We start from the raw sequence: 14361 nt of genomic DNA on the forward strand, positions 1-14361 counted from the left end.
GTAGTGTGGTGTTTGCGGGCGTTGTATACGCTATTAATGAGCAATCAAAACAATGGGCAAAGTCGGAAAATTAATACTGCAATTATACTGCAGCCACGAACACTAATTTAAGCCCAATCAATATTCTGTTATGCTGAAGTCTTTCCTGCCATGCGTTTTGCTGGCGTTAACTCTCCATGTTGCTGCACAAGACAATCGTAAAATGGAGCAGGTGGAAAATAACCTGAAGCCCTGGTTTCAGCCGGAAGGCGCACCTGCCATGGGTTTTAACATCTATGACCGCATGAAGGCATATAACATACCTTCTGTTTCTATTGCGGTCATCGACAACGGAAAAATTTCCTGGTCAAAAGCATATGGCCTGGCAGATGTGGCGGAAAATAAACCAGCTACTACGCAAACCATTTACCAGGCTGCATCTATCAGTAAACCTGTAAATGCTGCCGGGGTAATGAAACTGGTAGAAGCCAACAAATTGTCATTGGATAAAGATATCCGGGGCTATCTCAAAACCTGGAAATTTCCCGATAACCAGTTTTCAAATAATCAAACCATCAACCTCCGGAACCTGATGAGTCATACAGCCGGATTAAATGTGCATGGCTTTGGTGGGTATGAAGCTGGCACTCCCCTGCCGGATATAAACCAGATCCTTAATGGAGAAGCTCCCGCCAATAGCCCCAAGGTAGCTCCCATATATAAACCTGGTGAAAGAGTGGAATACTCCGGTGGCGGCACTACCATTATCAGGAAAATCATTGAAGATAACATTGATAAAGATTACGTGGGTTTGTATCAGAAGATGGTACTAACACCATTGCATATGACGCATAGTACCTTTGTACAGCCGTTGCCGCCGGCTCTGGCTGTAAATGCCGCCACGGCCTATAAAGAAGACGGAACGCCGTTGAATGGCAAATACCATGTGTATCCAGAAGTAGCACCAGATGGCCTCTGGACAACCCCTTCGGATCTCGCTACTTTCGCCATTGGCATACAGCAGTCGCTGGACAGCAGCAAACATAGCTTCCTCCGGCCAGCTACAGTACGAACCATGTTAACGCCCGTTACACCGCAGGAAAATAATGCCCTCGGTTTTTTTATTGAGACTACGGATACAGAAAAATTCTTTCAGCATAGTGGAGGCAACGAAGGTTTCAGATGCATGTTGTTCGCTGGCGAAACAAACCACCAGGGAGTAGCGGTGATGATCAATTCGGACAACGGCGGTATTTTAAGGGAAATTGTAAATGCAGTGGCAGAAGTGTACGGCTGGAAGAGCTTCTACAAGCCAGTCATCAAAAAGATAGTCACCCCTGCTGCAGATAGTCTCCGGGCGTACACCGGCAAATACCTGATCAAAGACCATGATCTGAACCTGTATCTGGAATTTGTTGTACAAAACGGTCTGCCCGGTCTGATCCGCTCAGATAGAAAGGTTTGGGAGCAGCTTTATTTTACAGATGAAAGCAATGCTTTCCTGCTTTCAGAACAGTTTAATTTCCGGTTTGTCCGCAATGCCAGCGGGCAGATAGCCCATATCGTTGTTTCAAATAGCAATGTCAGCATGACCGCCCAGAGAGTAACTGCAGAATAATTAAGGCCGCAGTAGAGGGATGTGCATTTCTGATGCGTCATACCTGCGTACTGTAGCTTATTATTATTTAGCAATTATTGATATGCGTGAAAAAAGGAATGTGCTGACTTATCTGGCGGAAAAGGAATGGCTAATCATGTCTTTATGGTTCGGACTGGCCTTCCTGGGCGCTGCCATGGAGATATCCAGGGGTAATATTAATAATTTCCTCATATTTAAGAACGTATTTTTCCACCTCATTCATCAGCAACCGTTATATATTCAATACCCCGCCGAATATTATGACGTAAATCTGTATGGCCCTGTATTCAGTGTCATGATTGCCCCATTTGCCGGTCTGGATACTCACCTCGGAGCCATGTTATGGGCAATGACAGGTGCTGCCGCACTTTTTTACGCTATCCGCCAGCTACCCCTTACCCGCATGCAGCAAAACATTATCCTGCTGCTATGTACCCAGGAGCTCATGGGCGCCAGCGGATGGTTCCAGCTAAACCAGTTTATAGGCGCTTTCATTATACTTACTTTTACTAATACGATCAAAGGAAAAGAGCTGTGGGCTACTTTCTTCATCGTATTAGGTACGCTTACCAAATTTTATGGCATCGTAGGACTGGCATTTTTCTTTTTCAGTCCTAATCCCAAACGCTTTATCGGCGGGCTAATTCTGTGGGGCGCGGTAATGTTTGCATTGCCTATGGCCATTTCTTCTCCTCAGTATATCATCAATTGCTACTTCGAGTGGTATGCGGCACTGGTACATAAAAATGCCCTGAACGTAGGTGACAACGCTATCTTCCAGGATATTTCAGCCGGAGGGTTTATCAAAAGAGTGTTTCATATTCCCTGGTTAAACAGCCTGGTAGTGCTGATTCCGGCAGTGATCTTATTCGGGTTGCAGTATACACAATTGAAATATCGCTACAACTCCCGTTACCGTTTATATATTTTATGCTCTACTTTAATGTTCCCGGTACTGTTTAGCAGCAGCTCGGAATCGCCTACCTACATCATTGCTATACCGGCCATCTGTATCTGGTACGTGATGCAGCCGGCAACTAAGTGGAATAATATATTTATCTTTTTTGCCATCCTGTTTGTGAGCTTCTCACATTCAGATCTGGTAACTCCCTGGGTAAGAAAAAATCTGGCGGTACCTTATGCCCTGAAAGCCTTACCCTGCCTGGTGTTGTGGTTAATGATCGCATATGAGATCTATACCCGCAAATTTTTGTTGAAAAAAGAACATGCTCCCGCGCCTGTACAGGAATTGGAGGCCATCGCCCATTTATAAAAAAATTAACTAAAAAAGTAATAATCAGGCCGTAAATTGCCAGATTATTAAAGGTTTTTGATTATGAACACGGGATTCAAGATAGGTGGCGCATTCGCGTTATCTGCAATGCTGTTTCACAGCATACAGGCAGATGCTCAGAAAAAAGAAACATTTGTTGAAAGTAAATCAGTCGCCTCAGTAGATCCATATATTGGCTCCGGTGGACATGGACACGTATTCTTAGGGGCCAGCGTGCCTTATGGCGCCGTACAAACAGGTCCTACCAATATCGTGAAGGGTTGGGATTGGTGCTCCGGTTATCACTATTCAGACAGTGTATTAATAGGCTTCTCTCAGATGCACCTCAGCGGCACCGGTATTGGTGACCTGGGTGATGTACTCGTAATGCCATATATCGGCAAGGTGAGAACTAACAGAGGTACACAGGAAGATCCTACTTCAGGATACGGATCCCATTACTCTCACAACCGCGAAACAGCCCGTCCCGGATACTATTCTGTTCAGCTGGACGATTACAACATCAAAGCAGAATTAACGGCATCAGAAAGAGTTGCTTTACATAGATATACTTTTCCGAAAAATCAACCTGCTAATATCATCATCGACCTGAAAGAAGGTATAGGCTGGGATGCACCGGTAGAAACATTTATCCGTCAGGTAGATGAATATACCCTGGAAGGCTACCGCTATTCCAAAGGCTGGGCAGAAGACCAACGCCTCTGGTTTGCTATCAAGTCATCTGTGCCAGTAAAACAATTCCTGGTATTTGATGGAGATACCAAACAATCAGGTAACTCCGTAAAGTCAAAAGCGGCCAAGGGTGTTATCTCCTTTGATAAATCTCCCGGCCAGGTAATGTTGAAAGTGGGTATCTCTCCGGTAAGCAGCGAAAATGCACTCGCTAATATCAAGGCAGAAATTCCAGGCTGGGACTTCACCAAAACAGTGAACAGCGCCAATGCCAAATGGGATAAAGAACTCTCTAAGGTAAAAATTGAAACGAAAGATGATGCTGCACGCCGTGTATTCTACACAGCCATGTATCATACCATGATTGATCCTGCTTTATTCAACGATCATGATGGCAGCTATCGCGGCACAGATAAAAAAGTATATACCAATCCCGGATTCGATAATTATTCCGTATTCTCTTTATGGGATATCTATCGTTCCTGCGCGCCTTTGAGTACCATCCTGCACCCTGAAAAGGTAAACAGCTTTGTGAACTCTATGCTCGCTATCTACAAACAACAGGGCAAGTTACCGGTATGGCACCTGATGGGTAATGAAACTAATTGCATGGTAGGTTATCATGCAGTACCTCCTATCGTTGATGCTTATCTGAAAGGCTTTACCGGCTTCAATGCAGAAGATGCATTTGCTGCCATGAAAGCTTCTTCTACCCGCGATGACCTGGGCGTGAAATACGTAAAAGAGTTAGGATACATCCCTGCTGATAAGGAATATGAATCCGTTTCTAAAGCAATGGAATATGCGATCGATGACTGGTGCATCGCCGCTATGGCCAAGAAATTAGGTAAAACAACCGACTACGAATACTATAAAAAACGTGCGGGCTACTATAAAAACTATTTCGATAGCACCATCCGCTTTGTTCGTCCGCGTATGAGCGATGGCAGCTTCAAAACACCTTACGATCCATTCAACTCCATTCATGAAAAAGGCGACTTCACCGAAGGTAATGGCTGGCAGTATACCTGGCTGGTACCACAGGATGTAGAAGGTCTCATTAACCTCATGGGTGGTGATGATGCTTTCACCCGTAAGCTCGATAGCCTCTTTATTGCTAAAGGCGATATGGGTGCAGAAGCCTCCAGTGATATCTCTGGTCTCATTGGTATGTATGCACACGGTAATGAGCCTAGTCACCACGTTACCTATATGTACGCTTTCTCCGGCTACCAATGGAAAACCGCTGAAAAGGTAAGACAGGTAATGAAAGATTTCTACTTCGATAAACCGGAAGGACTGGCCGGTAACGAAGATTGCGGTGCGATGTCTTCCTGGTATGTATTCTCTTCCCTGGGATTCTACCCTGAAAACCCTGCCAGTGGCGTTTATGTACTAGGCAGCCCGTTGTTTGATAAAGCTACAATCAATGTAGGTGCAGGCAAAACTTTCACCGTACAGGCAATCGGTAATAGTCCGGAAAACATTTATATCCAGAGCGTAACCCTCAATGGAAAGCCTTATAGCAAAAGCTTTATCACGCATCAGGATGTAGTGAAAGGCGGTACCATGGTGGTTAAAATGGGTAACAAACCTAACTACGACTTTGGTAAAGCAGCAGCAAACAGGCCACAGAATACATTATAGTCAACAGGGAATATACTCCCGGTGATATATAAAAAATCAGCGAAGACAGGTACCTTTTTCAGTATCGGTCTTCGCTATTTTTTTTATGAGATGGCCTTAAAATAAGGACAATGCTTATGCGCTCTCTCCCAGTATCCGCAACACTTCCGGCGTCACTTCTCCGAAAATGGAAACACCTGCAGCGCCATTCTGCACAGCTAATCTAACCGCTTCCGCCAGCTCGGTGTAGTTGCCGTGGAAGTCTGGTAAATAAAGACCTGCATATAGCGGGAACGCACCATGTAAACCCTTCACACCTTCTGCTACCGCATCTCCTATCCAGCTTACATTCTCCCGGTAAAATCCATGATATATCATGGGACATATGGCATTCAAAGGCCAGTTGGTCCAATCCTGCCGTACAATACGTTTGGCAATTTCCGGTGTAGGAAATACCGCTGCGGAAATAGGTTTCTTATGTTGTCTGGCTACCTGCGCCAGGTTGCTTACCACGTTGGTAATACGATCGTAACGGAACTTTCGCCAGGAAGGGCTTTGGTCCGGATGCTCCATCTGCAGCGGATCTACACCACTCTTTTCTTTATATGCATTGCGGCATTGATCACAGTAACAGAAGTCATATTCCGGTAATTCTTTCGACTGATCAATACCGTAATTACTCCACAGGTTCACTGGTAGTATCACATCGCAGTAACGAACATAGTCCAGGTGAATGCCATCTACATAATCCAGGCTAAGGATCTTTTCTACCTGGTCTTTCAGATAGTTAACTACTTCCGGTTTGCTGGGGCACAGCCAGCGGTAGTAATCTACATAAGGTGGATGATCAGCACAGGATTCCCCTTTACGGTTCCTGGCGTACCATTCAGGATGACTGGCCAGCAATTCTTTCTCGCCGCGGTTCATGGTCCACATCCAGCGGTGCGCTTTGATTCCATTCGCTTTCGCCGTTTTGAAATGCAATGGACTGTCAGCTTCAAACATGATATCCGTAATTCCAGCCTTTCTGTAAGCAGCATATCTTTGCTGCAATACAGCAGCGGTGTCTTTATGATCGGGATTGATCCACACGCGGTGCTGCACTGCCGTTTTCTCCAGTCTGGGCGCCTTTTTAGTGGCTGCCGCAGCGCTTCCAGGTAACAAGGGAGCTGTCAACGCCAGTCCTCCAATACCTAATGATTTAATAAAAAGACGTTTATCCATATCCGTTATTTGCTGTTTTAGATAACATGGTTTTCCTGGTGAATACGCAGGTAGCTGTTTATTTTCTATTACCCCCAATTCTTCCTTCCTGGTTAATACTCATAGTACCAGGAAAATTGCTGCCGGTAACGCTGGCGGTAAACTGGGAAGTAATTCCTTCCATCGTGAAGTTATATACCTGGCCGTTGGCGGTGGTTTCTTTTGCGGGCAGCTTCAATGCTTCGAGGCTGCTGGCATATTTGCCATTACTGTATTTGTATGCCTGTTGTGCATAATAAATACGCCACAGGTAAGCTTTGGCATCTTCAGATGCTGGTAGCTGGAAAGTAGCTTGTGCTTGGGTGGTAAACAACAGGTAGCCCCATCTTTCCGGCGCATGCATATTTATGATATCCTGCGGCGACCATACCCAGTTGTTTTCAGGCTTTTGCAACTTCACATATTCACCGTTCTTTATGTCGATATCCCATTCAACCCTTGAAAAGTTAATCCGCCATAAGCTGTTATCTGTGGGCTTTTGGTTACTGCCAAAAAAGCTGAGTGCACTAAATGGAATGGCCATTTCCACCGTCCATTCTTTGTCGGTGTCCTTTGCATTATTAAGTGTGCCGTTTACGTGTACGGCGGTGCGAATACCCTTGGTATCCCAGTTTAGCAGGGCTTCACCACCATTGCGGTAAGGTTTGCCCATATATAGGTCCATCACCGTATTCAGGGCATTGATTTCTATTTCATAATACCGATGTGTATCTCCATCAGGATCTATAAATACTTCAAAATCATTGTCATGGAAAATGATCGCGTCATGGTCGCGCAGCGTTGCCCATATATGCGGTTCCTGCAGCTCGGCGGCAACATAGAGGTACTTATCGTCCCACACCATCTTCACCCTGGTACGCAGCCGTGGTGTAGGTTTGGCCTTGCCTTCAATGTCCTCGAAATCTTCCGTCCAGTTAACCTGTTTCCATGCCGCTTCATCCAGCTTTCCATCAATTGCCACACTCCCTTTTGCCTGGTAGCAGATGTAATGCTTCGGTGTTCCGGTGAAGGGCTTAAAGGCATCAGAGAAGGTTTGAGCGGAACTACGATCTCCTGTTAAAAGTATACCTAACAGCATACAACCCAGGCTGGTTAACGATCTTATGGCCAGCTTAACACAACTACTTTCATTTTTCATCTTAAACACACTATTGAATAGCCCCTAATTTACGATAGGATTCCGGTTATTTTACCGGTGTAAGGGGCGGATGGAAAACTTTTTTAAAAAAAATAAAAAGGGCGAAGGCAAAGCAGTAATAGCTACCGCTTTGCCTTCGCCCATAAATATTTAAAGGAAATAGTTACCAGATCCGCACTCTCGTACTATCTGCTCTGTACATACCATCTCCTGGCTTAAGACCATACACTTCATAGAATGCATCTACATCACTAAATGGTCCATTCACCCTGAACTTAGCAGGAGAATGCACATCGGTGAGCACTTGTTTGGCCAATGCTTCTTTTTTAGTGTGGCCTAACCATCCCAGTGCATAGCCCATAAAGTAGCGCTGTGACGGGGTATAACCGGCAATTTTCTCGTTTTTCTTGAACTGTGCTGTTTTCTTGAAAGCTTCCCATCCAAGCAGTATACCGCCAAGGTCGGCAATATTTTCACCGAGTGTGGCTTTACCGTTGATGCGTAAGGTATCCACTACTACGTATCCATTGAATTGTTTCACCATCACGGCAGCACGATCATTGAATTTCCTTTCATCATCTTTAGTCCACCAGCTTTTCAGGTTGCCGGCAGCATCAAATTGACGGCCTTCATCATCAAAGCCATGGGTGATTTCGTGGCCAATGGTGGAAGCACCTGCATATCCGTATACTACGGCATCATCCAGTTCTTCATCGCGCTTGCCTGGAACCGTGAAGATACCTGCAGGCAACACAATTTCATTGTTGCTGGGGTTGTAGTAGGCATTGTACGTTTGTGGTGTCATATCCCACTCGGTGCGGTCTACTGGTTTGCCCAGCTTATTGATCTGGTATGCCAACCACCACTGACGCGCGGCTTGCATATTCTCATAGTAGGATTGCTCTTTGATATCCATCGCAGAAAAATCTTTCCACTTGTCAGGGTAGCCCACTTTCTTCGTGATCTTAGAAAGCTTGTATAGCGCTTTTTGCTTGGTACTATCGCTCATCCACTCCAGGTGTTCGATACGTGTTTTCAGTTCTGCACGAATTTCTTCTACCAGGTTTTCATATCTTTTTTTAGCAGTTGCATTAAAGAACTCTTTTGCAAAAAGTTGTCCCAGCGCCTCGCCTATAGCGCCTTCTTCAGCATCCAGTACACGCTTCCAGCGGGGCTTCTGTTTATCCTGTCCTCTCATCAGCGTACCGTAAAAGGCGAAGTCGGTGTTGGCAATTGTGTCGCTCAACATCTCGGAAGATCTGTTGATCAGGTTCCACTTCAGATAATTTTTCCAGGTGTCCAGTGGTTGCGACTTAAGGGCATTACTTAAAGCTGTATAGAATTCAGGTTGACCAACAATTACAGTATCTGCAAATTTGCTGATGCCCTGTTGCTTGATGAAATCAACCCAATCAACGCTGCTGGCAATTTTATTCAGGTCGGTCACCGCCATTTTGTGGTAGTTCGCTTCAGGATCACGCAGCGCTTCCAGTTTACGACTGGATTTAGCCAGTATCGTTTCCAGTGCTATTACGCCAGTAGCAGCCTTTTTAGCGGCAGTGCTGTCAAGACCGGTAAATTGCAGCATCTTCGCCACGTGCGCCGGATAAGCGTTTCTTATTTTAGTAGTGCGTTCATCTGTATTGAAATAGTAATCACGGTTAGGTAAGCCTAAGCCCCCCTGTGTAAACTGCACGATGATTAACTCACTGTTTTTTGCATCCTGTCCTATGGATAGGTCGCACATAACACCGGTTTGGTTGTGCTGTTTGGAAGCCAGTTGTACGAGTTGTTGCATATTCGTAACTGCATCAATGGCCTTCAGGCCTTCTTCAATAGGTTTGATCCCATCTGCATTGATTTTTACGGAGTCCATTCCGCTTTTCCAGAAGGCAGCTATCTTTTTAGAAGTAGCATCTGTAGGACTTTCTACCGCTTTTTCATTGATGGTGCGGAGACGTTTGTATAGTTCTTCCTGCACCAGGTTACCTATTCCCCAGGAGCTATATTCCGGTGGAATGGGATTACGCTTTATCCAACCGCCATTGGCATAATCAAAAAAGTCTTGGGCGGGATTAACGGTACTGTCTACGTTAGCGGCTACGGCATCGGGAGTAGCTTCGGTAGTGTCGGCACTTTTTGTTCCCTGGTTGCAGGCTACGAAACAAGCCATACTGGCTATACCTGCCCCGGTGAGGATGAATTTCATCATAAGCTGTAGAGAATTTTGTTGTCGGGAGAAAGGTAATTATTTTTTATCAACCTCCTTATTAAAAAGGGCTTAATGGTAGCAGGATAATTTGAAATAAAAGATCGTTTAATGTTGTATTTTGTTACGAAGTCAACTGCTTACCCATTACACTTATGATCAATAAATTAAAGTCCGGCCGTATTTTATCTATCGATGCATTTCGCGGCATCACTATTCTTGTCATGATTTTCGTTAATAGTGTAGCCGGCGTAAGCGGTATCCCTTCCTGGATGCAGCATGCACATGGTAATGAAGACAGGATGACTTTTGTGGATGTGGTATTTCCGGCGTTTCTTTTTATTGTAGGGATGTCAGTTCCTTTTGCTATCAACAGCCGGTTGGCGAAAGGTGATTCTTTCTGGAAATTACAACAACATATTGCGTGGCGCACATTAGGTTTATTGGTGCTGGGTGTTTTCATGGTGAATGCAGAAGAAGTAAATGCAGCTGCAACGGGTATGAATGGCGCGTTGTGGGCATTGTTATTTTATGCGTGTGTAATACTGGTTTGGAATGTATATACGTTTAAGCAGCCTTGGATCAGCTGGTGTGGGAAAGGTATAGGATTGGCAGGGCTAATTATACTGGGTATCATATACCGTGGCGGTGATGGTAGCGAACGATTAAGTCCACAGTGGTGGGGCATTCTGGGTCTCATAGGATGGGCTTACCTGTATGCATGTATTATTTATCAGTTGTTCAGAGGCAATGCCGGTGGCATTATGCTGATGATAGCTGTTTGTATTGGGTATTATGTATTATGTCAACGTCCGTTTATACAAAACAGTGGCTGGAGCTGGCTGGCAACGCAACAAGGTAATGCAGCACACACAGCTATTGTGTTGTGCGGTATGGTGCTGACCTTGTTTTATTTCGATGAAGAATTGGGCTTAACCGGTAGTAAATTATTTGCGCGGGTCACTGGTTTTTTAATCATCATTTTAATTGCTGCCTGGCGTTTACGGCCGGCGTATAAAATATCCAAGATTCATGCTACGCCCAGCTGGTGTCTGTATAGCGCCGCTATTTGTGTAGCCGTATTTTCCTTTTTATATTTTTTGATAGATGTGAAACATATCAATAAATGGACTGCCTTTTTCCGCCCTGCCGGATCTAATCCACTACTCACTTATATACTACCGGACATTGTTTTCTACGGCGTGCTGCTGGCTGGTATCGCTTTACCTGCTGTATTGGGAGAAGGATGGCCAGGTATGGCCTGGTGCGCCTTTTTCGCAGTGGCCATGCTTTTTGTAGTAAAAGGTTTAAACAAGCTGGGAATTCGTTTGCAACTGTAACAATCTTACCCAATACACCGTTTTAACGCTCGTAATGTAGAAATATATCTACGTGAAATACATTTGTATACCCGTGTATCGCGTAGATATGACATGGCATTTCGTTTGCCGCTGTCACTACGGATACAAGATTTTTTGTCCCAAAAAAGTTCCCCATGAAAAAAATCGCGGTAGTATTGGTGTTAGCAGGAGTGATTTTAGCTATCTTAGCGCAGTACGCCTACATCAACGACTGGGTGTGGTTTAAAGTATTCCATACACTCGGATTTATAGGCTACATATTTATCATCAGCGGTCTTGCTTATTTTTCCCTGTGGTTAATTCATCTGTTTTCCCGTGATGAAAAAAACAGGATAAAACGCTACTATCATCGCCATAGAGGGGATGCAGCAGCCAATACTGCGCAACGGTAACAGCATATGTCAGATATTTTCACACTCAAGTTTGAATACAAAGGTCATCCGCACATCCTGGAAGTGCAGACCGCACATCAGCAATATAAAACAATATATAAGGTAGCCATCGAAGAGCACGAAATTGTTTACGAACCTGATGAAGAAGGTTTTGTACGCGCCATCTCCAGCAAGCCGATGCATGATCATTTAAATGCAGTAGATGTGGGATTATTACACCGGGTAGCCGAACTCATTGTAGAACATATTCAGTAACACATCGTGCAGGAGGCGCAAATGGACAAACCATTACGCCTCCTCTCCTTTTTCTCCCCTGATTTCATCACGTAACGATTCAGGATCCCAGCCCTGTCCTTCATCCAGCCAGGTTTTCACGCGATCAGAGGAAATGAGTTTTTCCATTTCTTCAATGCGCTCTTTCATGGAATTGATATACTGCTTTTTATCATCGCGTAAGGCCGACAAGCCCTTTAATGTCCGCTCATCCTGCCGGAAAAAAGTACGGGCAGCCCGTTCACTCCTATAGGCCCGATTCCCCAACATGCGGAGGGCATCTACGCCTACCCGCAGGGAAGTATCTACGGTTTCGCGATAGATGTGCAGCACACCCAGATCCATCAACTCAAAAGTGTCTTCATTATTTTCGGCCCTTACCAATAATTGCAGATGCGGGAAATACCGCTGCGCGATCTTCACGATGTCACGGGTTTGCTCCGGATGATCCGTGGCAATGATCAGCATTTTAGCATCTTTGGCACCTGCTGCTGCCAACAGATCATAACGGGAGGCATCTCCATAATATACTTTAATACCCAGGTTATGCAACGCATCTACGCGGTCAGAATCCAGGTCCAGGATGGTGGCGTTGATGCCATTGGCACGTAGGAAACGGCCTGTCATACTGCCAAAGCGGCCAAAGCCAGCTATAATCACCGGATTCTTTTCATTGATTTCATCCGCTTCCCGTTCTGCGCTTACCTCCGATCTCGTGAAATAAGGCTGTATCACTTTTTCATACAACAACATAATCAGCGGCGTGAGCGCCATACTAATGGCTACCACGGCTGTCATCATTGCGGTCATCTCCGTACTCATCAGGTGCGTTTGGGAGGTGAATGACAACAGCACAAAGGCAAATTCTCCGATGTCCGCCAGCGCAAAGGCAAACAGCAAGTTTTGGTCAATATTCAGTTTGAATATTTTACCCAGTATCAGCAATACTATTCCCTTTAATGCCATGACACCCGCTACCAGACCAAAGATCAGCCAGGGCTGCGTCATGATTAACCTGAAATCTATGGAAGCGCCCACGGCAATAAAAAATAGGCCCAGCAATAAACCTTTGAATGGTTCAATATCACTTTCCAGCTCGTGCCGGTATTCACTGTTGGCCAGCACTACCCCTCCTAAAAAGGCTCCCAGAGCAGAACTCAGCCCCACCAGATTCATCAGTACAGCGATGCCAACTACCATCAGTAAAGCGGTAGCAGTAAATAATTCGCGCACCCGCGTACGGGCTATAATCCGCATCAGTGGTCGCACCAGGTATCTGCCGGCAATGATAATGATGGCTACTGCCCCCAGCACCACCAGCGTTTGTCCCCAGCCTGGTAAGTTCTCCCGCAGTGAAGGTGAATGAGCTGTCGTATCTGCAGCGGCATTGCCCGCCAATAAAGGGAAGACGGCGAGCATCGGAATCACGGCAATATCCTGGAACAGTAATACCGAGAAGGCACTCTGTCCTGCAGCAGTCCCCATCCACCCTTTCTCATTCAGTGTTTGTAGTACTATTGCCGTGGAAGACAGCGACAAGATCATGCCCAACGCCAGAGATGTATTCAGTGGTTGTCCTATCAGAAAGGCAATACCTGCTATCGCGGCCGTACTCAATATCACCTGCAAGCCACCCAGCCCCAGAATCGAAGCCCGCAATCGCCACAACAGTGCCGGCTCCAGCTCAATACCAATCAGAAACAGCATCATCACTACACCGAATTCCGCGAAATGCATAATGTCTTCTCCTTCTCTCCCTATAAAACCAAGTAAAGAAGGGCCTATGATAATACCCGCTATCAGGTAGCCCAATACTGCACCCAGCCCCATTTTCTTGGCAAGAGGCACAAATACAATGGCCGCCGCCAGGTATACCATCGACTGAAATAGTAAGGAATGTTGATCCATATTAACGGGTTTGTGCGGGAAGTTGAAGTATTTGATTCAGGTAATCCAGTCCGGGTAATGGGGCCAGGTCAGTTTTTTTATCACTTAACCGCTCCAGCACCCGCCCCAGTTCTTCGGCATCTTCTTTTATATCAGAAAGATCCTGTCGATGTACGCCATAAATTACAAATGGCGCCACATATTGCATATTACACAACTTAGCTGTTTGTGAAAATGGTAACAGGAAATCATGTATCGTATGACCATGATGCCCATCCGGATGATACGATTGTTCAGATCCACCGGCACTGATGATGTTGCCAAAATACTTTCCCTGCAATGCTTTGCCGGTATGGCCATATGCCCAGCCATGCTCCAGTACAAGGTCTATCCATTGTTTTACAATGGCAGGTGCACTATACCAGTAAAAAGGGTGCTGCATCAATATAATATCATGCTGTTCCAGCAACTTTTGCTCACGGGCTACATTTATATCCAGGTCAGGGTATTGCTCGTACAGATCATTAAAAGTAACACCCGGTATATTTTTAATAACACGCAGCAACTGAGTATGCACCCTGGATTTCTCCAGCGCAGGATGTGCAAAATTTATCAGAACTCTGGCCAT

11 protein-coding genes are annotated in these 14361 nt (G+C 45.4%); 6 read left to right on the forward strand and 5 right to left on the reverse strand.

Going from position 1 to position 14361, the window contains the following annotated elements:
• The first annotated feature begins 130 nt into the window (after positions 1-130).
• The 3 genes from AC1DP6_RS09515 (at position 131) to AC1DP6_RS09525 (ending at position 5231) form a co-directional block, all read left to right on the forward strand.
• Positions 131-1597 carry a serine hydrolase domain-containing protein gene (locus tag AC1DP6_RS09515; protein WP_477054612.1) on the forward strand — a complete coding sequence of 489 codons (1467 nt, stop codon included), beginning with the start codon at positions 131-133 and terminating at the stop codon, positions 1595-1597.
• Between the two features lie 82 nt (positions 1598-1679).
• The gene (locus AC1DP6_RS09520; RefSeq protein WP_477054613.1) at positions 1680-2891 is read left to right on the forward strand and encodes a glycosyltransferase family 87 protein; all 1212 of its coding nucleotides are present in this window, start codon (positions 1680-1682) and stop codon (positions 2889-2891) included.
• A gap of 63 nt (positions 2892-2954) precedes the next feature.
• Positions 2955-5231 (forward strand): GH92 family glycosyl hydrolase, encoded by a 2277-nt coding sequence (locus tag AC1DP6_RS09525; RefSeq protein WP_477054614.1) that lies wholly within the window; start codon positions 2955-2957, stop codon positions 5229-5231.
• Between the two features lie 114 nt (positions 5232-5345).
• Here the strand turns inward: AC1DP6_RS09525 and AC1DP6_RS09530 are convergent, their stop codons facing one another.
• The 3 genes from AC1DP6_RS09530 to AC1DP6_RS09540 all read right to left on the reverse strand — a co-directional run bounded on the left by AC1DP6_RS09530 (position 5346) and on the right by AC1DP6_RS09540 (position 9823).
• A complete protein-coding gene (locus AC1DP6_RS09530; RefSeq protein ID WP_477054615.1) occupies positions 5346-6434 on the reverse strand; it encodes a family 10 glycosylhydrolase in 1089 nt (362 codons plus the stop codon).
• Positions 6435-6492: 58 nt separating this feature from the next.
• Positions 6493-7611, reverse strand: a complete 1119-nt coding sequence (locus AC1DP6_RS09535) for a carbohydrate-binding family 9-like protein (protein WP_477054616.1) — start codon at positions 7609-7611, stop codon at positions 6493-6495.
• Between the two features lie 163 nt (positions 7612-7774).
• Positions 7775-9823, reverse strand: a complete 2049-nt coding sequence (locus AC1DP6_RS09540) for a M13 family metallopeptidase (RefSeq protein WP_477054617.1) — start codon at positions 9821-9823, stop codon at positions 7775-7777.
• 152 nt (positions 9824-9975) lie between these two features.
• Here AC1DP6_RS09540 and AC1DP6_RS09545 point away from each other — a divergent pair, with 152 nt between their 5' ends.
• From AC1DP6_RS09545 to AC1DP6_RS09555, 3 genes are all read left to right on the forward strand, one after another.
• The gene (locus tag AC1DP6_RS09545; protein WP_477054618.1) at positions 9976-11160 is read left to right on the forward strand and encodes a DUF5009 domain-containing protein; all 1185 of its coding nucleotides are present in this window, start codon (positions 9976-9978) and stop codon (positions 11158-11160) included.
• A 155-nt stretch (positions 11161-11315) separates the two neighbouring features.
• Positions 11316-11573: a hypothetical protein gene (locus AC1DP6_RS09550; protein WP_133807026.1), complete on the forward strand. Its 258-nt coding sequence runs from the start codon at positions 11316-11318 to the stop codon at positions 11571-11573.
• 6 nt (positions 11574-11579) lie between these two features.
• Entirely contained in the window at positions 11580-11828 is a 249-nt protein-coding gene (locus tag AC1DP6_RS09555; protein WP_477054619.1) for a hypothetical protein, read from the forward strand.
• Positions 11829-11861: 33 nt separating this feature from the next.
• Here AC1DP6_RS09555 and AC1DP6_RS09560 read toward each other — a convergent pair whose 3' ends face one another.
• Complete coding sequence (locus tag AC1DP6_RS09560) at positions 11862-13754, reverse strand: monovalent cation:proton antiporter-2 (CPA2) family protein (protein WP_477054620.1); 1893 nt, start codon at positions 13752-13754, stop codon at positions 11862-11864.
• A 1-nt stretch (position 13755) separates the two neighbouring features.
• Positions 13756-14361, reverse strand: coding sequence for an NAD(P)H-dependent oxidoreductase (locus AC1DP6_RS09565; RefSeq protein ID WP_477054621.1), 606 nt, complete (start codon positions 14359-14361; stop codon positions 13756-13758).

The sequence above is a fragment of the Chitinophaga sp. 01L420 genome, assembly GCF_056399985.1.